Origin of the sequence: Sulfurimonas sp. (assembly GCF_018698455.1) — a bacterium.
Lineage (GTDB): Bacteria > Campylobacterota > Campylobacteria > Campylobacterales > Sulfurimonadaceae > Sulfurimonas.
This window is the reverse complement of record NZ_JABIOQ010000054.1, coordinates 21,617-47,895: the sequence shown is the minus strand read 5'-3', so window position 1 is coordinate 47,895 and position 26,279 is coordinate 21,617. Positions and strand designations below refer to the sequence as shown.

Sequence of the window (26,279 nt, the reverse complement as noted above, 5' to 3'; positions counted from 1 at the left end):
TCAAGTGCTTTTTAGAACGAGTGAGCCGAGTGTGCACCAATAGCAATGTTTGCTTGAAGCATAATCGTGTCTACGCTTTGTTTATGTTGTACACCATTATCATCTTCTTCACCATACATAGCATCATTATGGTTGTACTGAAGTCTAAAACGTGCGAACTCACTTGTGTGATACTCTACCATTCCAGAGTACTTATTTAGGTCAGTTGGAGCAAATGAATCATCTCCTGCACTTTTTTCTATGTCATTTTGATAGATTGTATCGTATCTCAGACCCATTTTCCAATTTTGGTTATGTGTGTAAATAAGTTGAGAATATAGACCGCTCTGTTTTTTATTTAAGGCTAGCACTGGTACTGTAGCATTTACATCTAAATTATACTGTGTACCATCCATCTCTCTACTTAACCACTCACTTTGCCATTTTATTGAGCTGTAAGAGTTAAACGAGTGTAAAACAACCAAGTCGGCTCCATAAAGTTTACTATCACCACTAAATACATGAGGTCCTTCCTCGTCAGTACTGTGGTCCACCATTGAACTACCTTGAGCATATGATACTCCACCAAAAATTGTAGTGTCACCAATGTCAAAAGAGGTTTTCACGTACCCTACCATGAGTGATGGAGCATCAACACCTTTAACTATTGGGTCTTCAACATCACCAATAGTAGCATTTCCAAACATCATTTCATTTTCACCTTGTAGAACTTCAAAACCTGCCATTAAGTAAAATGGAGTTGGCGCAGTCCACTGAAGTTGAGCACCAAGTTCATTTATACCGTGTGTTCCTAAAAAGGCTTCATAAACAAGTGGCATATCCCCAAAATCCCAGTAATGGTGATGCTGAGCATTTAAATAACCAAAGTTTGAGAGAATTTTTCCACCTCTCGCTCTAAGACCATTTCCAAGAGCTGTACTTGTAAAGTAAGCTTCTTCTATTTCGACTCCATGTTGGCTAAAGTGAAAAACGGCATCCATACTGAGAAATGGATCTACATTACTCGATAAAATCATTTCAACATAGTTTAGGTTAAAGCCTTGTTTTGCATTGTAAGTCGCATGAGTCGTATCCCCATCAGTGTGTTCACCTAAAAGTCCGTGAGCAATACCTGGAAGTTCTAAATGTCCGATTTCATCATTTTTCACACTGTTATTTACAAATGAGAAATCTAGAATTGCAGAGATGTCTGGAACATATTGTGATTGATCAAAGGTTCTTTTTTCAGCCGGTAGTAATGTAGCTACATCGCCATAAGCGAAACTTGCACATAGTGCACTTGATAATAGTATCTTATTTATTTTTTTCATAGTTGTATATCCTGTTTAATAATAATATTTTGTTTTTATAAAGTTTTTTGTTTTATTATTGGGCAGTTAGGATACTGAAGGTGGAGCACGGTTTTGGTTGTTTCTATCTTTTATATGAAGAGTGGAAATGAAGTTGTTTTGTGAAATTTTTTCAAAATGGATAATCTCGACAAGTTGAGATATATCAATGACATCAGCTGATATTAAATTATTGTTTACATTACAGACTAAACATGATGAATCATCATCAAGCATAATATGTTCTACTTCATGAGCAGCTGATAAAGTTGTAACAATTATAAAAAAGATAGATAACAGTACATTTAATTTCATAATTGGAATTTTATCATATTAAATTAAATATTTATATTATAAATTAATACAGACAAAATTACTTAAGTTTTAAATCCGATAAAACCCCAACTCAATAAGTATATATCAAAATTACGATACAATGAATCTATAAACTAAAATCATATGAAGGAGATCATTATGGCGAAAGGTAAAGACGTTCAAAAATCTGCAAAAAAGCACCTACTAAAACTTTAAAAGAAAAAAGAGAAGACAAAAAAGCTAAAAAAGAATCTAGAGGATAGTCTATTTATAAAATTGAAAAAACTTTAACTATAAAACCTGACTATATTGATGCCTATACTAATGGTTATCCGCTTATTTCCAAAAAGTCTATAACTAACTTAGAGCAATTGCCCGAAGAAGGAACCGTTATAAACCTTGTCGATGAGAAAAATAGATTTATAGTAAAAGGCTATCATGGAATTCAGAACAAAGGCTATGGCTGGGTACTTACTCAACACAAGAACGATTCCATAGACATAGACTTCTTTGTCAAAAAAATCAAAGCAGCAGTTGCCTATAGAGAAGAGTTTTATAAAAATGAGTCTACTACCGCGTTTAGAGTTTTAAATGGTGAAGGAGATGGTCTTGGCGGTTTAACCATAGACTACTTTGATGGTTTTTATATGCTTACTTGGTATAGCCTTGGTATTTATGCGCTCAAAGATATTATTCTTGAAGCATTAAAACAGAGTGTTGAGTACAAAGGTATTTACCAGAAAAAACGTTTTGATGGAAAAGGAAAATACCTTGATGATGACAATGATTTTTTATTTGGAAAAGAGGCAGATGCACCAATAATTGTTAAAGAGAATGGAGTTAACTTTGCCATATATTTGGATGATGGTGCGATGGTTGGAGTGTTTTTAGACCAACGAGATGTAAGAGCGGCCATTAGAGACAAATATGCTAAAGGTAAAACTGTTTTAAACACTTTTTCATATACTGGTGCATTTTCAGTTTTCGCAGCTGTTGGTGGGGCTAAAAAGACTACAAGCGTAGACTTAGCCAAACGCAGTCTAGTAAAAACACAAGAACAGTTCAATGTAAACGCCATTGATGTGCAAAAGCAAGACATCATAGTCGAAGACGTTTTTAACTACTTCAAGTATGCCGTTCGTAAAAAGCTACTCTTCGACATGGTCGTAGTTGACCCTCCGAGTTTTGCAAGAAGTAAAAAGCACACATTTAGTGCGAGTAAGGACTATGTCAACTTACTAAAAGAAGTCATTCAAATAACCAATACAAACGGAATAATCGTCGCTTCAACGAACTCTGCAAACTTTAGCATGATGACTTTTAGAGATTTTATATCTAAAGCGTTTAGAGAGTTAAAGGGAAAGTTCAAAGTCGAAGAGAGTTTCACTCTGCCAAAGGACTTCAAAGTCCTAGAGAAGTTCAAAGAGGGAGACTACTTAAAAGTTGTCTTTATTCGAAAGATTCGCTAGGTTTCTAGTGTTTCTTTTCAATCTGTCATATTTTTAACCCTACTCTCTAAAACAAGCTAATCTTACACTATGGATTTTAATAAACTAAACGCAGCACTCTATCAACAATCAGCAACATATAGATTTGCAAAGAAACCAAATGACTTTGACAAAGGTTATATGAAAATATCTAAGTGGTTAGCAGACTTATGTTATTACTATGAACATAAACGCGAGCAACAAGAGCTAGCTAATGGAGATGAGTTTATGTCTCTTATAAACGACTACAAGGCAAAGATAAGTGAACTTGGAGAAAGTGACTATAAAGATGGTTTACTAAAGGCTATTAGCGAGATTCAATAGTCTTTAGTCTAGGACTTTATATTAAAACTTATCTTTTTGTATAGTGGATACTCTTGAGCTTAAAGTGCTATACGGTAACAATAGTAAAGTCATTGTTATTGCTGAAGCCAAAGATGGAAAGTTTTATATGGCGGAGCATTCTTATTTTAGGGCAATATATGTCAATGTAGGTGGTTGATTTATATAAATAGAATAATATATTTCACAAATTCTTGACAGCTAATAAACTTGACTAACTACTTGAAATTAAATTGCACTATGCTTTTAATGTTTTAGAAGTGTCATAAACCATCTCATAATAGTAGTTGCCATTAAACTCAAACTCTTGTATCACTTCGAGTCCCAGTTTTCGTTTATGGGCTTCGTACGAGCGAGGGTTTATCTTGTTTACAAAGGTTACAAGAATTGGATAACGTTTAGACATCTCTTCTCTTGTAAAATCAAATATTTCAGGTAACACCTCAGTCCCTCTAACACTTTTATCTATGCAGATAGGTCCGTATTGGTAAGAGTTCTCTACACTTAGTGTTTGACCTAAGTAAGTTAGATTATGTAAATCTTTTATCATGTGTGCAAACATTGGCCATCTAGACCAAAACTGCCATGATGCAGCCATCACATAAGCCATAACCTTTTCATTTTGTACACCTATGAAAAGACCTTGCTCTGTAGTAATCAATTCTTCTAGTTCTTGTGCGCTAAACGCAGTCGTCACAAAACCATCTTTTTTTTCTTCTTCTTTTATAGTGTTTACTTGGTACTTAGAGTGCAATTCTAAAACACTCGGTATATCTTCTACTGTTGCTATTTTATATGTCATATTAAATCTTTGGATGCTATCTTCATTGCAATTTTTCTTGAAATAGGAAAAACAAGTAAAATCGTTGGAAGTGCGATGGCAAAAGCAAATATCCAAGCACGAAGCCATATTAGGATAAAACCATCTATAAGTCCCAAGTTTATAAAAGTAATTATCCCCGACATGATGAAACTCATAAAACCAGAGAGTAAAAAAGATTGCACTAGTGAGAGGTACTTAGAAGATATCATCTTATCCTGCTCTCATTTTTAATATCGCAGCAACATCTATCTTTTTTGTGTATTTCACAAATGCTTCACTTTTCTCTTGTATGGTATACATTGTCATTCTATCCGCTAACTCGTTACCTTCAAACCCTGCATGGGCTTTTATGTGTGAGAGTTTTACATCTTGTTTGATGTCGTTGTAGAGATAGTAAGCTTCTTTTATTATGTCAAGATTTTTAATCGCACCACCCTTTTTAGTCCAGTTCTTCTTTTCCCATGAAATAGCCCAAGTTTGTATGCAGTTTATCGAGTACATTGAGTCACACTTTATCTTAACCGTATTTCCATTTATAAGCTCTTTTTGCGCTAAAAGTAGAGACTGATAAAGAGCACCAAGTTCAGCGGTGTTGTTTGTTCCCATAGTTTCATAAAGTCCATACCAGAGTTCAGAGAGTTCCCCTCTTCTGTAAACAGCAACTCCCGAACCAGCTTTTCCAGGATTTGGAGTACAACCACCATCACAGTATATGGTAACATCGCCATTAGTACTAGGAGCACTTGTAGTGATCTGTATTTCTTTCTCAGTTTGTTCTACTATACTCATGTCTTCTTTACCGATTCGGCTTTTAAGCCTCACTTGGTCTAACGGATGTTGGCCTAGACGAAACTTTTGTAATGCCTTATAGTTTTTGATGATTCTATCACGAGCCACTTTCGCTTTTATGCCACCAATCAAGACAAAAAGTTCCGCTCTTGCATCTGAAAGTTGTTTGCCAAGTGCCATTTCTACCCATTGAGCCTTTTCATTCTCATCTATATCAAGTAAAATCAGCTGAGAGTCATTTATATCAGTATCCGTCTTTACACCTAATTCTAAGAATTCTTTCGTAACTATTTGCATTTTCTTTCCTTGATTAATTGTAACAATATTTTAGTTCTTTTGTTGAATCTTTCTTTCCCATTCTGATTGAGTAGCAACATCATAAACACTCCATCCTCGTTCTCTTAGAACTTTGGCACTGACACTACTTCTACTCCCTGTTCTGCAATAAACAACGATTTCTTTATTTTTAGGTAATGGTATTTTACCCTTCATAATATTTTTTATTGGTAAGTTAATAGAACCTGATATATGTTTAACTCTAAACTCTTTGGGTGTTCTTACATCAACTATTAACGCACCATTTTTCACAGCTTTTCTAGCTTTAAGTAAATCTTCATCACTAATTTTAGAACAACCTGAGAAGAGACCCACTATTAATAAGAACATACCAATTATTTCTTTCATTATTTACCTTTAATTAAACTTTTGACGATAAGAACAGTGTTTACAAAGTTCTTCTATAACATTTCCTGTACTCAGTATGGCCATTTGAGAGCTAAGTCCATGACAATGTCCCTTATCGCCTACAAAGTCAGCCTGGAGTGATGGCCATTCAAAAAGATTGTCATAGTTAAAAAGTACCTTAGATATTACTCGAAGTTTTTTACTCTGCATATCCATATCACTTGGAATTTCAGCACCCAGTTTTTCAAACATAGTTTGAATAACCTGAGTATTATAATCTTGTTGAGAATTGTCTTCTTCTTTATTCCATAGTCTATAGTTTATAAATGATTTAGTATTATTTTTACGGAATGCGAGTGTAAACTCTGCTATTTTTCCTAGGTACTCATCTAAAGATATAGGAAGTTTATTGCCCCTGTAACTATTAAGTGAGAAGTTTATTTGTTTGATTACCGGATGGTTGAGGACATCGGAATGAGAAGGTTTTAAGTAGTAACCAGCCGTTGTAATATGAACATTAAGCCCAACACTATGGCTTATGTCTAAATACTCTTTGAGGTTATCAACTATTAATGGATCACCAACGACATGATAGGCCACATCATTGGTAAAAGCTTTTATCTCTGTATTTATCTTTGTAAACAGTTCTATATCCATGTCACTTAAAACTCTACTAGCAGATGGACAAAAGTCACAAGAGAGTCCGCACTTAGATGTGAGTTCTATGTATACCTTTTGCATATGCTTGATTTTCAAAAATTAGTCTTTATTATGTAGTGCTAACTCTTTTTCTAGATACTCTCCAGTAAATGAGCCTGTCTCTTTATAAGTACTCGCAAGTTCTTCTGGACTTCCCTCTGCTATGATAAGTCCACCACCAGCACCACCTTCTGGTCCCATGTCTATAACATAGTCAGCATTTTTAATCATGTCAAGATTATGCTCGATGATAAGCATAGAATTTCCAAGTTCAACAAACTGGTGAAGTACCTTTGTAAGTCTGTCTACATCTGCAAAGTGAAGTCCCGTTGTAGGCTCATCTAAGATATAGAGTGTTTTACCAGTGTCTTTACGACTTAGCTCTTTAGAAAGTTTGATACGCTGTGCCTCTCCACCTGAAAGTGTCACTGCATTTTGCCCTAAAGTGATATACCCTAAACCAACATCAACAAGTGTTTTCATTTTCAAGTTTATCTTCGGAATTGGCTCAAAGAAAACATAAGCTTCATTAACACTCATAGAAAGAACATCTGCTATTGTTTTTCCCTTGTATAAAACTTCTAAGGTCTGGTTATTATAACGAGTACCATTACAAGAGTCACATTTAACCATGATGTCTGGAAGAAAGTGCATTTCTATCTTGTTTTGACCTTCTCCTTGACACTTCTCACAACGACCACCTTTAACGTTAAAACTAAAACGCGACGTCGTATAACCTCGTATCTGAGACTCTTTTGTTTGAGAAAAAAGATTTCTTATCTCATCCATAACACCTGTGTATGTTGCAGGATTTGAACGCGGTGTTCGGCCTATTGGGCTTTGGTCAAGATAGATAACCTTGTCTACATGTTCTAAACCAGTTATTTCTACACCAGCTACTTTGTTTACTTTTCTTGCATGGTTGAGAAGTTCACGTGCCGTTGGAAGTAGTGTTTGAAGCATAAGAGAACTTTTACCACTTCCACTTACTCCTGTAATACATACAAAGTTGTTTAGAGGAATTTTAGCACTAAGATTTTGTATGTTGTTAAGTGTGACATTTTTAATTTCTATATATTTATCTTGGGAGCGTCTATAAAAGTATTCTATTTTTTTACGGCCATATAAGTAGTCAGCCGTAAGAGTTTTTGCTTTTTTAAGCTTCTCTAACGTTCCACTAAAAACAACATTACCACCATACTTTCCAGCACCTTCACCAATGTCAATAATAAAGTCAGCATTTTCAATAGTTTCTTTGTCATGCTCAACAACTATAACACTATTTCCCTTCTCTTGAAGTGAGCGCAGTGTTCTAATGAGTTTTTGAGTATCTCTTTCATGAAGTCCAATACTTGGTTCATCTAGCACATATAAAACACCAGTTAAACCACTTCCTATCTGTGAAGCGATTCGTATGCGTTGTGCTTCTCCACCTGAAATACTTCTTGCATCACGTCCAAGTGTAATGTAGCTTAAACCAACATCAAACAAAAAGTATAAACGCTCTCGAATCTCATTTAAGATTGGTGCTGAAATCTGTTCATCTTGTGCATCCATATATTCAAAATTTGTTTTATCAGCGAACCATTCATACGTTTCACCGATTGGCATTTTAAGTAAGTCTGCTATTCCCTTGTCTGCAACTCTCACAGCTAAAGACTCGTGTTTAAGACGATTAGAATCACAAATGCTACACACTTTCTCACTCATGTAGTCAGCTAACTCTTTTTCATCTTTAAACATGTCATAAGCTATACGAATTATTCCAGGGAAGAGGCGTTTGACTTCATGGTTTTTCCAAAGGAATGTCACTTCTTCTATGTTTCCATGAAGTATTGCTTTTTTCTGGTACTCTTCTAATTCTGAATATGGCACTGTTATATCTATGTCATTATGTGCACAAAATCCCTTTAAAAATGTAAAGTAATAGCCCTTGTTAAAACCATAAACAATCTTAACGGCTCCCTTTTCAATACTCAAATCTCCATCAATGATTTTTTCTTGGTCTAATGCGTAACGCAGTCCTAAACCATCACATTCTGAACATGCACCTTTTGGTGAGTTAAACGAGAATGAGAGAGGTTCTAGTGGATCAAAACTGATTTTACAGTCAAAACAAGCATTATGCTCTGAGTAGTGCATATGTGCCACACAATCAAGTTCTTCATGATTTAGTATTTCTATTTCTAGTTCGCCATAAGATTCTTTAAGTGCTTTTTCAACATCGGCAGCTATTCTCTCTTTATTTTCAGGCTTTACAACAACTCTATCGATGACAACTTTAATAGTGTGTTTTTTAGTTTTTGAGAGTTCTATTTCCTCATCAAGACGTACCATTATTCCATCTATCTGAGCACGAAGATAGCCCTTTTGAACTAAAGACTCAATCATCTCTGCATAAGAACCTTTTTTCTCACGAACAAGAGGGGCCAAGAGAACAAGTTTTGCATTTGCAGGAAGTTTATGAACTTCGTTAATAATGTCTGAAGCAGACATTTGAGAGATAACTTTTTGACATTTATGACAATGCTGTACACCGACACGAGCATATAAAAGTCTAAAATAATCATAAATTTCAGTAATCGTCCCAACTGTTGAACGAGGGTTTTTTGAAGTTGTTTTCTGGTCAATTGCAATAGCAGGAGTAAGTCCTTCTATCTTGTCAACATCAGGCTTTCCAACACGGTCAAGGAACTGTCTTGCATAAGAAGAAAGTGACTCCATATAACGACGTTGTCCCTCAGCATAAAGAGTGTCAAAAGCGAGAGTAGACTTTCCACTTCCACTGATTCCAGTCATTACAACTAATTCATTTTTTGGTATAACTAAATTTATATTTTTTAAATTATTTTCTCTTGCACCTGTTATGGTGATAACATCATTTTTTTTCAAATTATTTCATCCTATTTATATAAATATTCTCTGTACTAGATAGACTACCACGCACAAGTAAAAAACTACAAGTAAATTTTTTTGTAGCATCGTGTTTACAGTATCTTTTAAGGCTATTCCTACATAAACACCAAGTAAAGAAGCCAAACCAACAATCACACCATCTTCGTACATAATATTTCCCGCTAAAGAGTGAGAAATAAATCCTGAAATAGATGAAAAAACTACAAAAAATAAACCAGCAGAAATTGCTTTTTTTAGTGGTACATGTAAGTAACCGACTAAAATAGGAATAAGTAAGATACTCCCACCAACGCCAATAGTCATACTTAAAGCACCTAATAAAAAACCTATAATAAAAAGAGCCATACCATGTATCTCTTTTACCTGTTCATGTTCCTGCGTTTTGAAAAATAGCTTTAATAGTGCAAAAGTTGCAAAGCTTAAAAATACAAGTTCAAGTGCTTGTGTACTAACAGCAGAGGTAATCGTACCACTTAAGAGTGCACCGATAAACCCTCCAATAGCAATATTTAACACCATAGGCATATCTAAAGTGCCCTTTTTAGAATTTAAGTAACTTCCATAGATAGAACTAAAGACCATCTGTACAATTGCAATGCCAATGGCATCTTTTGTTTGATAGTCTAAAAACAAAAGTAAAGGAACTAAAATCGTTCCTCCTCCGATACCGAAAAAACCGGATAACACTCCAACAGAAATACCAATTAAAATTAATTCAAACATAACTATCCATAAATATTTTGCGAAGTATACTCGAATAAGACTTCACAATAGATATAAGGGTACATTTAATTTTACTTTGTGTTTCATTAAAGTATAATTATTCCTAATCAATAAAAGGTATACCATGATAGACACTATAGAAGAGGCTCTAAAGAATTTTTGTACTCATCAAATAAGAGAAGAATTTGAAATTTCTAACGAAATTTGTAAAAAGAGCACATTTATTGCTTACGTAGATATTCAAACTGCAGATAACATAAAATACCGAGTCTATATTGCCTATGATCAAAACTTTATACAAAGAATCTCAACAATTTTTCTCGAAGAAGATAAGAGTGATAAAGCAACACTCATAGACATGGCATTAGAAACAGCAAATATGATTATTGGCAGTGCTAAGCTTATATCTGAAGCTCAAGCCGAAAATCCTTATACAATGGGTATTCCAAATTTTGAAAAGATTGGTGACTTTGATATAACTTGTCAAGACTTCAAAACTATAAAAATTCAAAACGATGAATTAACTATCGCAATTAAGGAAATAAATGGCTAAGAAGCTAAAACATAATTTTTTAGAAAATCATAACTATAACGAAGAAGAACTCTCTTGGATGGACTATTCTGGTGTTTTAGATATGCAAGTAGAGTTTGTTGCCGATTTAGGCGAAACAAAACTCACACTAGGTGAAATTCTAAAACTAGACCAAGGCTCTATTATTGATCTTAAAAAACCAGCAGGTGAAAGTGTTGAGTCTTATGTAAATGGCCGTATACTAGGTAAGGGTGAGGTTATGGTTTATGAAAAGAATCTTGCCATTCGTATTAATGAAGTTTTAGATTCTAGTGCTGTTTTATACCACCTCTCAAAAGAAAAACTATGATTAAATACTTTTTACTACTACTGCTTCTTCCACTTTCACTTTTTTCATCAAAAATACTTAGTTATAACATTTATGAGAGAACAGATAGAGCCGATGTCATGATTACCTTTGATACTCCATATCACGGAAATATCAAACAGAGTATAAGTAACTCAAAAATTATTATAAAGCTTAGGGATGCTTCTATAGAATCATCCAAAATAAAAAAAGTATCTTCCCCCTATCTTCAGTCACTTGCAATAACAAAGCTCAAAGGGCAAACGCAGCTAGTGGCTCTTGTCTCTCCATCAGTTAGACTTATAGCTTCCAAAACAACTGATGCATATGGATTGAGACTAAGATTTACTAGTAAAGTAACTCAAGCACCAATGATAAATAAGCAGTTAGTTACCCAACAAAATCCTTTTTCGGCACTTCCTACTAAAAAGAATAGTGATATGTCTTCAAGCTATTATATAGTTGTTGGTATCTTAATTCTAGGTATTATTATACTTATGATTTTAAAAAATAAAATTCAAGGACAACAGCCTAAAAAATCAAGGCAAGCAAAAAACTCTTGGCTATTTAAATCTACAGATCAAGTAAATGACATACAAGCTCAAAAAACTGATTATAGAGATGTTTCTATTAGATTTCAAAAATTAATAAATGATAAGAATAGTGTTGTAATGCTAGATTTTGGTGTAGAGAGTTATTTGGTTCTCATGGGAAATAGTAACATTTTACTCGACAAATTTACTGACAATAAACCTAGTAATCAAGAGGAATTTGAAAGTGTTTTACAAAGTAGGAATCAAGAACTAGAAGACTTTTTGGGAAGTAACTATTCAGAGGGCTCTAGAAAAGAACCTCTTCAAGCTTACAAAGAAAAAGCGGCATCACTCATTTATAGTAACGAATCTATCTCTTAAAAGTTTTTTAATAACTTTTATCTGATCAAGATCTAATATATAACTCTCATCCATCTGCTTATTAGAGTGGAAAACTTCCGTTACAGTTATACCGTAAGGATCCTTTTTCTCTTTTGTCACCTTCCCTGACTCATCAAAAGTGTAAAGATAAAGAGTTTTTCTTGTTGTCTGAATATAATATGTCAGTATAATCTCATCAGAATGTTTCTTCTCGAGAGATACAACAACTCTCTGGTCATCTTTATACTCACCTTGTAAGTTTAGTAGTTTTTGAGCATCTTCTATACTTAAATAGCCTATATAAAACTTATTGTAAAGGTCATGATACCTTTGCACTTTGAAGCTCATTAAGAAGTTCATATCAATGATATGCTTTTTACTACTTCTAATTGTCTTAGTTATCCATGACATGGTATTATAATATCTGAAATTATGAAGCTTAAGAATATGTGCTTCTATCATACCGCCAGTTTTAATAATCTCTTTTGCTTGAATTTTTGGTTTATTCTTTGAAGTAAGGTATTCTAAGACATTCCCTGCTGAAAATTCTTTAGTAAACCACACTTTACAGTAGTCTGGAAACTGTTTGTGACCAGTTGCACCTTCATTTAAAATGATAAGTGCTTTAATCTCATAATGAGGAAATATTATTTCTAAAAGTGCTTTTTTCTTTCTTAGTCGACGTCTAAGCTTTAGAACTGACTTTACAAGTGTCATTTCTACAAAATAAAGTTCATTCTCTGTAGTAACAAACATTGCATCAAACTCGCTAATTTCTCTACTTTTAGTTCTATAAACTATCTGTTCTTTTTCGCTAATAGAAAGTGTATTTGCATAAGCTTTATGTCTATTCTGATGAAAACCCTTCAGTACAAACTTATCTATATAGTCATTTTGTTGTGCATAGCGTAGAAGTTTTTCATAAACAAAATTTTCAAATACTTCACCCTCAAAAGAACGATAAGAACTCATATATGCTGGATCATCTACTTCTAAGCCTTTGGCTATTAAAGAGAGAAGGTGTTTTGTATTATAATCATAGTATAAAAGATTATCTTTTATATCAACGGGGTCTAGGTCTTTGATTGATTTACTAATGCCTAACATGTTCAAGCCATTTCTCCATTACTAAAGAATGTGTCAAGTCTATCTCTATACTCTTGTATATCTGTGATATTATTAACCTCATTTCTAAGCACTGAAGCTCCTCTATAACCTTTAGAATATGTATGTGTATGTTTTCTAAACATAGGTACACCAAAAGAGCCATAAAACTCTATCATTTTATCAAAGTGTTCCATAATAATCTCATGTTTTAATTTTGGATCTATCTCTTGGATACCGGTACGAAGCTGATGAAATATCCATGGAGAACCAACGGCACCACGGCCTATCATTAAACCATCAGCCCCAGTATGCTCTAAAACCCATTTTGCCTTATCATAAGAATCTATATCTCCATTTGCTATAACAGGTATATTCACAGCTTCTTTTATCTCTCTTATAGCATCATAATCAACAGCTGCCTTAAACTTTCCAGTTCGAGTACGTCCATGAACTGCTAAAAAATCAGCACCGCTTCCTTCTATCATTTTTGCTATTTCAACATGATTTTTATCTTCAAAGCCAAGTCTCATTTTCACAGATGTTAAGCTTTTATTTGAAGTATCTTTTATACCCTTTATGATATCACTCATGAGAGGTAAATTTAGCAGAAGAGAACTTCCGCTACCATGTCCAACTACTTTTGGTACAGGACAACCACAATTAAGGTCTATAACGTCTATTCCTTCGCGTTCATTTAAAATCTCAACAGCACGTTTAGCCATATCAACCTCTGAAGCAGAAATCTGTACAGAATAAGGATCTTCATTATTCGATTTTAGTAGCATATGGAGAGTTTTTTTAGAGCCATGGGCAAGAGCATTTGAACTAAGCATTTCACTTACCGTCAAATCCGCACCAAATTTTTTAACGACACTTCTAAAAGGTAAATCTGTAAAGCCGGCGAGTGGTGCTAAAACATAGATTGGTTTTTCAAAAGAGAGGTTTTCTATCATAATATTAAATAAACAATTCTATATTAAAGTTTTTATTTGCTTCTTTAAGCGCTCGGTATGCTTTAAAATTTTGATACTCTTCAGTTTGCGAGATATCAAGTATATCATCAGCTAACGAGAGCATCTCTAAATCAAAAAGTGTATAAAGGTAAGCATCCATAGCATCATCATTTTCTTCACTGAAAAGTTCAAATAATTTCATTCTCTGTTCTGGAATCATGCCACCACGAGAAATAGTAGCTGAGAGTTGAATTAGGTCTTCTTTAGTCAAGTCTAGTTTTCTAAGAAGTACAATGAGTACATCATTTGAAATTTCTAAAGTATTTTCATCTGCATTAACACGAGACAAGATGGTGCTTAAAGACTCTTTTGTAAGTACCTCATTATACTTTTCAATCATTGGAAGAGAAGCTGTTCTAACAAAATCAACATAAACTTCTTCTCTTAGAACAGTTGCATACTTACTAGCATTTAGGAGTATTATTTCAGCAGTAAGTTCTTCTTTTTTATATCTATTTCTTTCATTTTGAATAACTAAGTCATTTGTTGTAAGAAGGTTATAAGGCTTTAAGTCGACAATCTCGCCATTTTTTATTCCATCAATGGCTTTTAATACAGTGTCAATTTTAGTATTATTTGTTGTTTCTAAATCTGCAGTAGGGAAAATTTTAATATTTTCTAAAAGCATTCCCATTAATTTATACTCTGGTGTTTTAAAGCTATATTTTCTACCACTCTTACTAAGATATGTATCGACTATGGCATTTATAATTTTCTCATAATCTTTTTCAGATTTACGAAGATTCAAACTACTAAGAAAAGAATAAAATAACATATGCAAGAGACTCGCTATATATAAAACAAGCAGAGGTAATAAGACTAAAAATGCTACAGGAAGAGGTGGCATGGAAATACTAAATAGTTCTAATGCGATACTCTCTTGTGTTATATACATATAAACGAACGAACCGATTAGTGCCATCAATAAAAAAGAGGCTATTGAATATCTTTTGATATACATGATAATCCTTTATTAAGTTTTTTCTATTATCTCTCTACAATCAATACAATAAATTGCATGCGGTTTTACTTTTAATCTCTGAAAACCTATATCATCTTCGCACATTTCACAGATTCCGTAGCTTAGATTTTCTATTTTACCTAATGTAACTTCAATTTCTGATAATTCTTGTGTTTGCTGAATAACAATTGCACTTTCAATCATTGCATTGTTATTAACTGATGCATGATCACCCTCATCATTCAACTCTAAAGAATTTAATTGACTTAACTCAGCATTTACACCATTAATATTTTTCTTTATTTGTACTTTACGACTTTCTAGTAGCTCTTTAAAATAATTTAACTCACTTGTTTGCACTTGTGTATCCCTTTACTTATGATATGGATGGTTACTTAAAATAGAAAAACCTCTATAAATCTGTTCTAGCAATACAGCTTTAGCGATTTTATGACTCATAGTAATTTTTCCAAGACTTATTACAGCATCACTTTTTTTCAAAAAGTCATCCTCAAATCCATAAGCTCCACCTATAAAAAATTTAATTGACATTTTATCATTTAAAAGCTTACTAAATTCATAACTGTCAACAATTTTACCATCAGGGTGCAATAATACAGTATAAGAACTTCCTATATGGGGCTCCAATACCTTTGTATATGCCTTCTGAGAGGCACTTGGGGAGACAGTGTGTGCTTTTGTTACATCTTTAGTAAAGATTTCAATATCTTCTACTTTTGCAAACCGAGAAATCATTTTTATAAGCTCTTTATAGAGAGGATCGTAAATACTCTTCTCTTTTTTAGCGATACTTACAAGTTCTAGTTTCACTTAAGAAGTCCACTTCCAATTACTCGATATGTTACATGTTCAAAGTCGTCTTCTAATGTTACTCCACCAATAGCACCAACGAGATGCTTTGATTTAGAGGCAATCTTATCAAGTGAGTCTCCTAGTGTACCTGTTATATCATGCTTTGTTGTAGTGTCTCTAAATGCACCTAATCCAATATAGTTAATATCAAGGCTATTTGCTTGAGCCACTTCTTCTTCGTTATGAGTTGAAATACCTAAAATTTTATCTTCAGAGACTACACTTCGGAGTATTCTAATAGCTTTAGTAATATCTTCATCTACAAGAGCTAAATCCCCCTGTCCCATATGAACCCCATCACAATATTCTATAAGCTCATATGCATCATTAACTATTAAAAAACCCTCATATATTTTTCGAATTCTGATGAGTTGTTGTTTAATAAAAGAGACATCAGAATTTTTACTTCTATATTGAATTATTTCTGCATTATGTAATTTAGCTATCTCTACAAATTCTTCAAGAGTAACACCCTTAGTGTCCAGCATATCTTGATCGCAAAGAGCATATAGTTTCATACTAAACTTTTAAAAGAGTAAGCATATCTGCAAGAGTTTTTTTAAGATTATTTCTATTAACGATCATATCAATAGAACCTTTTTCAAGTAAGAACTCTGCACGTTGAAAACCATCAGGAAGAGCAGAGCCTATCGTCTGTTCTATAACACGCTGTCCAGCAAATCCGATAAGAGAACCTGGTTCAGCGATGATAATGTCTCCAAGGGTTGCAAATGAAGCGGAGACTCCACCCATTGTTGGATCAGTTAATACTGAGATATATGGAAGTTTGTGTTTTGCAAGTTTTGCTAAAGCAGCTGAAGTTTTACTCATTTGTAAAAGTGAAAATGTAGACTCTTGCATTCTAGCTCCACCAGAAGCAGAAAGGATAACAAGACCTTCACGGTTTTCTACAGCACGGTTCACGGCACGTACTATCTTTTCACCTTCAACAGAGCCTAAAGAACCACCCATAAATGCAAAATCAAAAATAACAACTTGTGCAGATACTCCATTCATAACAATAGAGCCACTAACTACTGAAGACTTATGCCCTGTTTTAGCAAACCCTTCTTCTATTCTTTGTGTGTATGGTTTTTTATCTACAAACTTTAATGGATCTAGTGGTTCTAGAGTATCATCAAACTCAACAAATGTGCCCTCATCTGCTAAAAGTGCTATACGTTCTTTCACACCAATACGAATATGATATCCACATTTAGGACAAACATAATTTTGGTTCTCAACTTCTCTATAATACATTGTAGAAGAACAAGACTTACATTTAATCCAATGTGAAGATGCTTCTGCCTTTACTGGCTGTTTATTATCAAAAGTTTTATGAAAGAGGTCAAATAGGTTCAAAAAAAATCCTTAAATTATATAATAGCTCTTATTATATCTAATTTATACTTATTCTATTGAATTTTTGTTTTACTTTTTTGAGTATTTCTTATCTTCTCTATATCCAAAAGTAAAACTAAAATCACAGTAGTACTTGGAAAAGCTCCTCTAATAGGTATGGATGAGATAAGCTGTAAGGCAAATGGCTCTAAACATTGGCATTAGACTTTTCAGAAGAGAGTAAGACTTTGATAGTTTCAGATAAATCACGAGCAACCAAGGTTATCAAGAACACAGGAAAGTGCTCTCTTTTAAAGAGGGTGGTTAGTTACAGAATATGGATAACATATATTTTTTCATTTTAGTAGAGATTCAGATATATTGTAGCATGACCATTAAACACAGCCATTACTACTAAGTCAGCACTAAAGTCACTTGTGATCTTTTGCTGTTCGCAAAAGAGATACACCTTTTAAACATTCATCGATTAAGTTATCTATTTTTTCTTCTGTTGAACCGACTACTACACTTAAATTATTAATGCAACTGACACATTTTTCAAGGGATGACTTTTTACTTTCTATATTTGCAAATGATGAGCAGCTAGCTATTTCATCATTCTTTGCAGATAGATTTATACTTAAGACAATTGTTATTAGTACTATTTTTTTATACATAATTTTTCCAAATTTTATTTTAGTAGAGATTCCTATATACTTCGTACAGCTTTACAACCATCAAGCGAAGCCCTAAACTATTATTAACCCTAATGACATTTGATATTATAACTGCATCTTCATTTGAGCTTTTAAAATACAAATAGCATTTTTTACTATTCCCCTCTTTTACTAGCCTCTAATGTAGGCCGAGCACCTCTTGGAATTACCATCCATATTTTTCTAACTTCACTTCTAAAGCTATGTAAAATATCTTGTGCTTTTTGACTTCCAGTTTTAAGAACATAGTCTTTGAGAAGATTTTTAAGCTCAAACATATCTGCATCAAACTCATCATTATCAATTCTAATTGCTTCTACAAGCTCCGTATTTATCTTTTCGTAGAATGTTCTATCTTCATCATAAACAAATGCTTTACCACCAGTCATACCGGCACCAAAATTAACACCTGTTTTACCTAAGATTACAACTATTCCACCTGTCATATATTCACATGTATTATCTCCAGTACCTTCAACAATAGTAGTCGTACCAGAGTTTCTTACCGCAAATCTCTCGCCAACTTGACCATTGATATAAAGAGAACCACCAGTTGCACCGTAAAGACAAGTATTTCCACCAAGTGCAAACTCTTGCCCGCTATTTTCAGCTGTAATTACAATGTTTCCACCGTTCATACCTTTACCGATGTAGTCATTACCTGCACCGTCTATGTTGATATTTATTCCCTTAGTCATAAATGCACCAAGTGATTGTCCTGCTACACCTTTCATATTTAATGTAATTGTGTTATCAGGTAATCCGTCATTTCCATATCTTGAAGCAATCTCACCTGAAATTCTCGTAGCAAAACTTCTATTTAAGTTAGAGATCTCTTTTTCTAATACAATCGGTTTTTCCGGATTTTCAATTGTAGGAAGCAACTCTTTAATAAGCTCTTTTTCATACTCATTTTGATCGTACGGTTCATTAAACGGTACTTGACAAGTATTAACACCCTCTATTCTATAAATTAGTGATTCAAAGTCAAATTTTTGTGCGAACTCATCATCAATAACTTTAAGAAGGTGATCTTGTCCAACAATCTCTTCTAAAGTTTTATATCCAAGTGACGCAAGGATCTCTCTAACATCCTCAGCTAATAGTGTGAAGTAGTTAATAACCTTATCAACATTACCATTGAATTTTTCTCTTAACTTTTCATCTTGAGTAGCAACACCAACAGCACATGTATTCATGTGACAGACTCTAAGCATGATACATCCAACAATTACAAGTGCACCGGTACCAAATGCATACTGTTCTGCACCAAAAATAGCAGCTTTAACAACATCTAAACCAGTTTTTAAACCACCATCAGTTTCAAGTGTAACTTGTCCTCTTAAGTTATTTACTTTAAGAGAGTTATGCGCTTCAGAAAGACCTAGTTCCCAAGGGTTACCAGCAAATCTAACTGATCCAATAGGCGCAGCACCTGTACCACCGTCCCCACCTGAAATAATGATCTTATCAGCATATGCTTTAGCAACACCAGAGGCGATTGTGCCAACACCAGCAGAAGATACAAGTTTAACTGCAACTTTAGCTCTAGGGTTAGCTTGCTTGAGGTCATAAATAAGCTGAGCTAAATCCTCAATTGAGTAAATATCATGATGTGGTGGAGGTGAAATCAACGTAACACCAGGTTTTGTAAATCTAAGTGTTGCTATAAGTGGAGAAACCTTTGATCCAGGCAACTGTCCACCCTCACCGGGTTTAGCACCTTGTGCAACCTTTATTTGGATTTCCTCGGCAGATTGTAAATACTCCGGTGTAACACCAAATCTACCTGATGCAACCTGCTTTATCTTAGAGTTTCTATTACTTTTAAGTCTCTCTTTTGCTTCACCACCCTCACCTGAGTTTGATTTTCCACCGATTGTATTCATAGCTACTGCTAAAGTTTCATGTGCTTCTTGTGAAATAGACCCCATAGACATAGCCGCTGTTGAGAATCTTTTAAAGATTTCCGATAAGGGCTCAACATCATCAACTGGAATCGCTTCTCTATCACTTTTTAGTTCAAAGAAATCTCTAATAAATTTCTTATCTCTTCCATTTACTAACTCTTTTAATTTATTCCAATCTTCTTTTTTTCCAGATGCCCCAGCATTTTGAATTGCAGCGATTGTTGGTTTAGATAAATCATGGAACTCTTCACCTTTTCTATACTTGTAGTATCCACCTTTGTATAGTGCTTTGTCTTTACCTTCAAATTTATCGGTAAACGCTCTTTTATGATTAGAATTTAATCTCTCATCAATATCTTCATAACCGAGCCCTGCTAACAACGAAATACTTCCATCAAAACAATCATTTACAATTTCTTCGCTTAGCCCGATCACATCAAAAAGACGAGAGTTTTTGTATGATGAAATAGTTGAAATTCCCATTTTAGACATAATTTTTGAAAGACCTGCACCCATAGCTCTTCTAAATCTTCTTAAATTATGAGGCATATCTTCCGCATACTCTGTACCTTCAGCTATTTGCTTAACTGTATAATATAGAAGATAAGGAAAAATAGCTACTGCACCATATGCAATCATACAAGCAGCTGAATGTGGATCATAAACTTCTCCAGTAGCTGCAACAATACTTACAAGATGTCTCAGTTTTACATCTAGTAGCCTTTGACTAATACAACCAATTAGCATTAGCATTGGGATTACTTTATTGTTTTCATCTAACTCTCTGTCATCCAAAATAATAGTTCTTACACCATTATCTCTTACATCTACTATGATCTTTTCTATTAAAGCATCTAGAGAGCCTCTGAGGTCATGAGTATATGTTGTTGCATATTTACCAACTTTATATGCTGGATCATATTTTGAAGAGCTTGTATCACCAAACTCTAGCAAAATTAGAAATTTTTCTTTTGACATAACAGGAAGCACTGTCTTAAGTCTCTTCCCATGTTCTGCATCATCTGCAAGAATATTTCTTTTTTCTCCAAAACCAGTATTTAAACTCATTACAATTTTTTCACGAATTGAGTCTATTGGAGGATTTGTCACTTGGGCAAATTTTTGCTTAAAAAAGTCTGTAAAATTTCTTTGCTCAGTCGAGAATGCTGCAATTGGTGTATCATCACCCATTGCACCCGTTGTCTCTTTGCCCTCTTTTAACATTGGACTAATTACTTGTTTATTTAACTCTTGAGTGTAGTTGAAATATCGCTGTTTTGCTTCCATTTCACTCTCTTTAAACTTACAATCTTCAAAATCAGCTGTAATTGCATGCTCTTGAAGATAAGACATATTTTCAGACAGCCATTTATCATAATTATGCATACTTTTAAGATGCTTATTGATATCTTCATTTTTAAGTACTTTTCCGTATTTAAGGTCGATTCCAATCATCTCTCCAGATTGCAGTCGACCTCGCTCAAGAATCTCCTCTTCAGGTAACTCTAGTACACCATATTCAGATGAGATGAGCATTCTATTGTCAGTTGTACGGATATATTTAGCTGGTCTTAATCCATTTCTATCGATCACACATCCGATATATCTTCCATTTGTCATACTTACTGCCGCTGGTCCATCCCATGGCTCAAAACAAGCACTTGCATACTCATAAAAGGCTCTAAGTTTTGAATCCATAGCATGGTCATTATGCCAAGGTGCGGGAATAAGAGAACGGGCTGCTTTAAAGAAGTCCACTCCATTTACCTGTAAAAACTCCATAAAGTTATCTAAACTAGCAGAATCACTCATTCCATCTTGAATAACATCCGTGAGTTTACTCATCTCTTCATCTGAAAATATTCCAGATTTAACGGCTGCCATCTTCATTTTTACATTAAATCGATTTGCTGTAACAGAGTTGATTTCTCCATTATGGGCAATACTTCTAAATGGTTGTGCTAGTTTCCATTGTGGTAAAGTATTTGTAGAGAATCTTTGGTGAAATAAACAAAAAGATATTTTAAAATCTTCCGAGGCCAAATCTGTGTAAAAATCTTTGATATGTGTTGGCATAACAAGACCTTTATATGATATAACAGTTGTTGAAAATGATGGGATATAAAATGTTGTATCATCTTGAAGCTTCGTTTCTATCTCTTTTCTTGAAAGATACACAAGTGCATCCAGTCTTTCATTTGCAACTGGGGAATCTGCTACAACAAAAAGCTGCTTGATAGTTGGAAGTGACTCTAATGCTTGAGCCCCTAGTGCGGCAGTATTGACAGGTACTTCTCTTGCATAGACAACTTTAAGATCATTATTTTTACATATAGATTCCATAGTATCGAAATCACTTTCATTATTTGAAAATACCATAGCTACAGCATACTTTTCTGGAATATCAACACCATTACTAGCAAGCTCTTTTTCAAAAAATGATTTTGGCATAGAAAGTAATAAACCTGAACCATCTCCTGTTTTACCATCTGCTGCTACAGCCCCTCTATGCATCATTCTTGATAATGAAGTTACTGCATCCTCTAAGTTTTTATGTGTAGGTTTATTGTCTATTGAAGCTAATAGTCCAAATCCACAGTTGTCTTTAAAAGAAGTTAATAAATCTAAATTGCATGCCATTGTAGTCCTTCTTGATTATTATAAATAATTATTTTTTTATCCTATGGATATTTTCAATCCTATGGACATTATGAGTATGGAATTCTATCTAATAAAGCATTAAAACAAGGTTAATTTGGTATACTCACAGTATGCAAGGTTTTATCATAAACATTAACAAAGTTAAAGATGAAGATCTTATAGTTACTATTCTTTCAAAAAACAACTTGGAAACCCTTTATAGGTTCTATGGAGCACGCCATGGAACTATAAATATTGGCTTCAAAATAGACTATGAAATAGAGCCCTCCGCCAAATCAACTATTGGTAGACTCAAAGATGTTGTACACATTGGTTATAAATGGATAAACGACTATCATCTCCTGCGTTTATGGCAAGATTTCCTCTCTCTTTTTTTTAGTCATCTTAAAGATGCAGAAAATCTTGGAACTTTTTACTTTGACCTAATAGACAATGCCTCAAATAAATGGGCGAAACAAAATCCAAAACGTGTAGCTATTGAAACCTATGTTAAACTTTTAGCGCATGAGGGAAGACTTCACAAGGAGTTGTACTGCTTTTTATGTTCTAAGGAGATACAAGGCGAAGTATCACTCATCCGTGCCTTTCTTCCAACTCACTATAATTGTACACATACTTTAGGCATTAAACGCGAAGCGCTTAATGCACTCTACGAAAACCATTCAAGTCTTTTTTTAAGTGACAAAGAAGTTGATAGACTTTGGCGTATTTTACTTGAAGGGCTTTAATGCCAGAGTTGTTTAAAAAAATTTACAACTAAAGAGGAGAATTTATTCTTTCCTAGCAACAAGCGAAGCTACCATTGTTGCTTCTCCTCTAAGATTTACATCTTGTCTCTCTTCATAATAAATAACATCAAGTCCAATAAAAGCATGAAGCAACTCATTTTTTCTAAGTAAAAATTCTGGATTTACTGGTTGAGTAAACTCTCCATGTGCAATGATAAAAGTCTCAAAAATAATAACTCCACCACTACGAAGAGCTTCTTTCATCTGAGGTATAAGGCGTCTTGATAAATAGTTAATGTTCACGATTAAATCGTATTTGTTTATCTCTAAATTATAAGTATCTAAATCAACATCAAATTTTTTAATGGCCTTTATATCTTGAATTTGAGAAAGAGCATAGTCACTAATATCAACAGCATCAACTAAAAACCCTTTCTCTGCGAGAAAATGAGTGTTTCGTCCTACTCCACATGCTATATCTAATGCTTCACCAACATCTGCAGCCCCTATATATTTTTCTATTATCGGTTCTACATTATGACGCATTGGTTTTTCTACATGGCGCTTGTTCCATCTTTCTTTATCTTCTGTCATTTTTTATGTCGTTCTGAAGTTGTAAAATATAGAAGCAACAACCATAAAGCAAATTTTTCTAAGTTTATATATCATAATACTACTCTTGATTTTTTTTATCATATTGACCTGAGTTATTATATCTATTTATCACCTTATAATCAATTATTTGACAAATATACTCAATAATTAAAGCTGACTCCCTTATTTTCAACAAGCAACTATCTATCTTACTAACTTCTTTGAATATTTTATTTTTGTGTCTATTATCATGATACTGATGTACGATATTTTCTACATTAACAACAATTACCTAAACTTTTTAAAATTGTGCCGAATATAGTGGCTAAATATAAGCAAGAATCAACATGCAAATACAAGTCTATTATGAATACACTTTTTTGAGTTTACGGAAATTTTGAGAAATAAAGACTTTTCTAGTTGGAATTCTTCTCATAAATTGGCAGTCAAATTCAGTGTCCGATTTTGATACTGTTTTTGTTTGAATACCTTATGGAACACGGAAAACTAATGTGAGTACTATGTGTTCCAAATATGAGAGGTACTTGAATACATAAAACTGTCTACTTTATAGGGGACATTCCAAGTTCCCTTTTTTAATAAGTAGTCCATCTGCATCATAGCTATTTTCTTCTGTTGTCTCTGCATAACCTATGTTTTTTACTCTGGAAAAGTCATCATACTCAAATACTATAGTCTCACTAAGTGTGCCTGTATATGCAGCAAAAGGACCTTGAACCTGAATGTTCATTTTTTATCTGACTAAATGGTGGAGTATATCAACAACTTGGGATTCAGAGCTTACAACAGCTGATGCAGCAGCATCAATCTCTTTAAGAGCATGTATAAACTCTTCAGGATGAATAACTATAACCTTTTTACCTAATGCCGAAGCGTATCCAGCATCAAATGCGGCATTCCATTGTTTATACTTCGGACCAAACTTTACAACCAGGATATCTGCTTGTTTAATGAAAGTATGGTTTCTCATAGAGTTTATTTTCGCACTTATATGGTCGTTATAAAAACTACTTTTTTGTTCTCCTATTACATCTTTACCTATGTCATCACTACTGGCATGATCATGTTCAGGTATAAGAAATTCAATATCATGATTTTCACAACCTCTCATAATTTCTTCTCTCCAGTTAGAATGAATTTCACCCGCAAGATATACAGTGTACATATTGATTCCTTTAAAATTTTCTTTATTATCTCTTAATTTTCTTAAGCTAACACATATAAAGAACTTAAACTATTGTAAAGTTAGATAGAATTATTCAAGCAAACAGTCTTGACTGTTCATATAAGAACCCCTAATTAAACTAAGGAATTAGAAAATGGAAATAAAAGTATATTTTTGTGCTGTCATATACAATGAGGATTCTGAAATAATCCAAATAACGGACATTAAAAAACAAGCGGCTAATGACGGCGTAACAGATGTTATATCTCAACTTCAAAACTCAAAAACTACATTGGCAGCTTTATATAAAGATGGCTGGAGATTAATTCAAGTTGTTTCTTCTCACGAGACGAATGGTTATAGACTTTTTCTAGAAAGAGGCTAATTTTTCTACGAAGAACATCGTTCTCAAACTTAGTCTAAAAACCTATTTCTTATGTCTAAGTTTGAAATACTGCAGCTTTCACTCTGTCCAAAAACTTTATAACGATTTTTTGCAATAAGGTCGTAAATAAAGTCTCTAGTAAATCTTGGAACCACGATACATACAAATAACAGTTTCCAAAATCCACCTAAATTCTTAAAAATATGCAGTGCCGCTGAGGATTTTATATGTATTGTCCCTCGTTTGGAATAAACAAGTGAATCAAAATCAGATGTGGAGAGATTATTTTCATTTAGTAAATCTTGTCCAGCCCTAGACTCGAGAGAAGCAAAATAAAACTTAGACTCAGAGTCTCTTCTGTAAATAAACCTTACAATTGCAGAACATAAATTACACGTTCCATCAAATAATATAATATGTAATTCATTTTTATTGTTCAATTTAAACTAATGGTTTATTTTTTAATTGACGATGTAAAATACGCCATCATCTTTTTCATTTTAGGAAGTACTGGGGAGTTTTTTATCTTATAGTTATCAGAAAGGTATCGTGTTTTTCTATAAGCAACTATCACCTTGCCATCTTTTTCATACACCATGATACGCATAGGAAGTTCATATCCCATTAAAATATCAGCTTGCATGAGTTTTGTTCCTGCCTTTGGATTTCCAAAAACTATTACCTGAGAAAATGGAAGATTCATATCTACAGAAGTCGCATTTTTTTGATGATTAAAAACAGTAAAGATAGAAAAACCTTTTTTTTCTTCAATCATTGTACTAATTTTATTGACTGTCGTCTGAGCATTGTACTTGCTCTCTATTTCAACAAATGTTGAGGCATAAGTATTTAGTACTATAAGTAGTAAAACAATAACTTTTTTCATATTCGTCCCTTATATTATTA

The 26,279-nt window shown here is 33.6% G+C and carries 30 protein-coding genes; 7 read left to right on the top strand and 23 right to left on the bottom strand.

Annotated elements, in window-relative coordinates; translation table 11 throughout:
* Positions 1–11: 11 nt before the first annotated feature.
* A complete protein-coding gene (locus HOG88_RS07285; RefSeq protein WP_295004690.1) occupies positions 12–1,310 on the bottom strand; it encodes a hypothetical protein in 1,299 nt (432 codons plus the stop codon).
* A 66-nt stretch (positions 1,311–1,376) separates the two neighbouring features.
* Positions 1,377–1,643: a hypothetical protein gene (locus tag HOG88_RS07280; protein WP_295004688.1), complete on the bottom strand. Its 267-nt coding sequence runs from the start codon at positions 1,641–1,643 to the stop codon at positions 1,377–1,379.
* Positions 1,644–1,909: 266 nt separating this feature from the next.
* On the opposite strand from HOG88_RS07280, the gene HOG88_RS07275 reads away from it, so the two are divergent.
* Together HOG88_RS07275 and HOG88_RS07270 are read left to right on the top strand one after the other, a co-directional pair.
* The gene (locus HOG88_RS07275) at positions 1,910–3,112 is read left to right on the top strand and encodes a class I SAM-dependent rRNA methyltransferase (protein WP_348653005.1); all 1,203 of its coding nucleotides are present in this window, start codon (positions 1,910–1,912) and stop codon (positions 3,110–3,112) included.
* A gap of 69 nt (positions 3,113–3,181) precedes the next feature.
* A complete protein-coding gene (locus tag HOG88_RS07270) occupies positions 3,182–3,454 on the top strand; it encodes a hypothetical protein (RefSeq protein WP_295004686.1) in 273 nt (90 codons plus the stop codon).
* 256 nt (positions 3,455–3,710) lie between these two features.
* Here HOG88_RS07270 and HOG88_RS07265 read toward each other — a convergent pair whose 3' ends face one another.
* Genes HOG88_RS07265 through HOG88_RS07235 form a run of 7 tightly spaced genes read right to left on the bottom strand, consistent with a single transcriptional unit; the run spans position 3,711 to position 10,106 of the window.
* Positions 3,711–4,274, bottom strand: a complete 564-nt coding sequence (locus tag HOG88_RS07265) for a GNAT family acetyltransferase (RefSeq protein WP_295004685.1) — start codon at positions 4,272–4,274, stop codon at positions 3,711–3,713.
* Positions 4,271–4,504 carry a DUF2798 domain-containing protein gene (locus HOG88_RS07260; protein WP_295004682.1) on the bottom strand — a complete coding sequence of 78 codons (234 nt, stop codon included), beginning with the start codon at positions 4,502–4,504 and terminating at the stop codon, positions 4,271–4,273. The genes HOG88_RS07265 and HOG88_RS07260 overlap by 4 nt, the downstream gene beginning before the upstream one ends.
* 1 nt (position 4,505) lies before the next feature.
* Positions 4,506–5,381, bottom strand: a complete 876-nt coding sequence (locus HOG88_RS07255) for a ribonuclease HI (RefSeq protein ID WP_295004680.1) — start codon at positions 5,379–5,381, stop codon at positions 4,506–4,508.
* A gap of 30 nt (positions 5,382–5,411) precedes the next feature.
* Entirely contained in the window at positions 5,412–5,768 is a 357-nt protein-coding gene (locus tag HOG88_RS07250; protein WP_295004678.1) for a rhodanese-like domain-containing protein, read from the bottom strand.
* Between the two features lie 9 nt (positions 5,769–5,777).
* Entirely contained in the window at positions 5,778–6,524 is a 747-nt protein-coding gene (locus HOG88_RS07245; RefSeq protein ID WP_295004676.1) for a radical SAM/SPASM domain-containing protein, read from the bottom strand.
* 3 nt (positions 6,525–6,527) lie between these two features.
* Entirely contained in the window at positions 6,528–9,359 is a 2,832-nt protein-coding gene (uvrA, locus tag HOG88_RS07240) for an excinuclease ABC subunit UvrA (RefSeq protein ID WP_295004674.1), read from the bottom strand.
* Between the two features lie 15 nt (positions 9,360–9,374).
* Positions 9,375–10,106 carry a sulfite exporter TauE/SafE family protein gene (locus HOG88_RS07235; protein WP_295004672.1) on the bottom strand — a complete coding sequence of 244 codons (732 nt, stop codon included), beginning with the start codon at positions 10,104–10,106 and terminating at the stop codon, positions 9,375–9,377.
* Between the two features lie 124 nt (positions 10,107–10,230).
* Between HOG88_RS07235 and HOG88_RS07230 the strand changes: the two genes are divergently transcribed.
* The 3 genes from HOG88_RS07230 to HOG88_RS07220 are packed head-to-tail and all read left to right on the top strand — an operon-like array spanning position 10,231 to position 11,898.
* Positions 10,231–10,659, top strand: coding sequence for a chemotaxis protein CheX (locus tag HOG88_RS07230; protein ID WP_295004670.1), 429 nt, complete (start codon positions 10,231–10,233; stop codon positions 10,657–10,659).
* Positions 10,652–10,987, top strand: a complete 336-nt coding sequence (gene fliN, locus HOG88_RS07225; RefSeq protein ID WP_295004668.1) for a flagellar motor switch protein FliN — start codon at positions 10,652–10,654, stop codon at positions 10,985–10,987. The genes HOG88_RS07230 and fliN overlap by 8 nt, the downstream gene beginning before the upstream one ends.
* The gene (locus tag HOG88_RS07220) at positions 10,984–11,898 is read left to right on the top strand and encodes a hypothetical protein (protein ID WP_295004666.1); all 915 of its coding nucleotides are present in this window, start codon (positions 10,984–10,986) and stop codon (positions 11,896–11,898) included. The genes fliN and HOG88_RS07220 overlap by 4 nt, the downstream gene beginning before the upstream one ends.
* On the opposite strand, the gene HOG88_RS07215 is transcribed toward HOG88_RS07220, so the two are convergent.
* The 9 genes from HOG88_RS07215 to gltB form a co-directional block, all read right to left on the bottom strand.
* Positions 11,866–13,005, bottom strand: a complete 1,140-nt coding sequence (locus HOG88_RS07215; RefSeq protein ID WP_295004664.1) for a hypothetical protein — start codon at positions 13,003–13,005, stop codon at positions 11,866–11,868. The genes HOG88_RS07220 and HOG88_RS07215 overlap by 33 nt on opposite strands.
* 2 nt (positions 13,006–13,007) lie before the next feature.
* Complete coding sequence (gene dusB, locus HOG88_RS07210) at positions 13,008–13,958, bottom strand: tRNA dihydrouridine synthase DusB (RefSeq protein WP_295004662.1); 951 nt, start codon at positions 13,956–13,958, stop codon at positions 13,008–13,010.
* Between the two features lie 4 nt (positions 13,959–13,962).
* The gene (locus HOG88_RS07205) at positions 13,963–14,979 is read right to left on the bottom strand and encodes a hypothetical protein (RefSeq protein WP_295004661.1); all 1,017 of its coding nucleotides are present in this window, start codon (positions 14,977–14,979) and stop codon (positions 13,963–13,965) included.
* 12 nt (positions 14,980–14,991) lie between these two features.
* Entirely contained in the window at positions 14,992–15,339 is a 348-nt protein-coding gene (gene dksA, locus HOG88_RS07200; protein WP_295004660.1) for an RNA polymerase-binding protein DksA, read from the bottom strand.
* A gap of 12 nt (positions 15,340–15,351) precedes the next feature.
* Positions 15,352–15,810, bottom strand: coding sequence for a 23S rRNA (pseudouridine(1915)-N(3))-methyltransferase RlmH (locus HOG88_RS07195; protein ID WP_295004658.1), 459 nt, complete (start codon positions 15,808–15,810; stop codon positions 15,352–15,354).
* Complete coding sequence (locus tag HOG88_RS07190) at positions 15,807–16,370, bottom strand: thiamine phosphate synthase (RefSeq protein ID WP_295004656.1); 564 nt, start codon at positions 16,368–16,370, stop codon at positions 15,807–15,809. The genes HOG88_RS07195 and HOG88_RS07190 overlap by 4 nt, the downstream gene beginning before the upstream one ends.
* A gap of 1 nt (position 16,371) precedes the next feature.
* Entirely contained in the window at positions 16,372–17,214 is an 843-nt protein-coding gene (gene accD / locus HOG88_RS07185; protein WP_295004654.1) for an acetyl-CoA carboxylase, carboxyltransferase subunit beta, read from the bottom strand.
* A 410-nt stretch (positions 17,215–17,624) separates the two neighbouring features.
* A complete protein-coding gene (locus tag HOG88_RS07180; protein WP_295004652.1) occupies positions 17,625–17,870 on the bottom strand; it encodes a hypothetical protein in 246 nt (81 codons plus the stop codon).
* 155 nt (positions 17,871–18,025) lie between these two features.
* Complete coding sequence (gene gltB / locus HOG88_RS07175) at positions 18,026–22,459, bottom strand: glutamate synthase large subunit (RefSeq protein WP_295004650.1); 4,434 nt, start codon at positions 22,457–22,459, stop codon at positions 18,026–18,028.
* Positions 22,460–22,590: 131 nt separating this feature from the next.
* Between gltB and recO the strand changes: the two genes are divergently transcribed.
* Positions 22,591–23,208 carry a recombination protein RecO gene (gene recO, locus HOG88_RS07170; protein WP_295004649.1) on the top strand — a complete coding sequence of 206 codons (618 nt, stop codon included), beginning with the start codon at positions 22,591–22,593 and terminating at the stop codon, positions 23,206–23,208.
* Between the two features lie 42 nt (positions 23,209–23,250).
* Here recO and HOG88_RS07165 read toward each other — a convergent pair whose 3' ends face one another.
* The 3 genes from HOG88_RS07165 to HOG88_RS07155 form a co-directional block, all read right to left on the bottom strand.
* Positions 23,251–23,802: a methyltransferase gene (locus tag HOG88_RS07165; RefSeq protein ID WP_295004648.1), complete on the bottom strand. Its 552-nt coding sequence runs from the start codon at positions 23,800–23,802 to the stop codon at positions 23,251–23,253.
* A 568-nt stretch (positions 23,803–24,370) separates the two neighbouring features.
* The gene (locus HOG88_RS07160) at positions 24,371–24,553 is read right to left on the bottom strand and encodes a hypothetical protein (protein ID WP_295004647.1); all 183 of its coding nucleotides are present in this window, start codon (positions 24,551–24,553) and stop codon (positions 24,371–24,373) included.
* A gap of 3 nt (positions 24,554–24,556) precedes the next feature.
* Positions 24,557–24,988, bottom strand: coding sequence for a YtoQ family protein (locus tag HOG88_RS07155; protein ID WP_295004646.1), 432 nt, complete (start codon positions 24,986–24,988; stop codon positions 24,557–24,559).
* Positions 24,989–25,142: 154 nt separating this feature from the next.
* Between HOG88_RS07155 and HOG88_RS07150 the strand changes: the two genes are divergently transcribed.
* Entirely contained in the window at positions 25,143–25,373 is a 231-nt protein-coding gene (locus tag HOG88_RS07150) for a hypothetical protein (RefSeq protein WP_295004645.1), read from the top strand.
* A gap of 29 nt (positions 25,374–25,402) precedes the next feature.
* Here HOG88_RS07150 and HOG88_RS07145 read toward each other — a convergent pair whose 3' ends face one another.
* Both HOG88_RS07145 and HOG88_RS07140 read right to left on the bottom strand, forming a co-directional pair.
* Positions 25,403–25,813 (bottom strand): thiol-disulfide oxidoreductase DCC family protein, encoded by a 411-nt coding sequence (locus HOG88_RS07145; protein WP_295004643.1) that lies wholly within the window; start codon positions 25,811–25,813, stop codon positions 25,403–25,405.
* A gap of 14 nt (positions 25,814–25,827) precedes the next feature.
* A complete protein-coding gene (locus tag HOG88_RS07140; protein ID WP_295004641.1) occupies positions 25,828–26,259 on the bottom strand; it encodes a DUF302 domain-containing protein in 432 nt (143 codons plus the stop codon).
* Positions 26,260–26,279 lie beyond the last annotated feature (20 nt).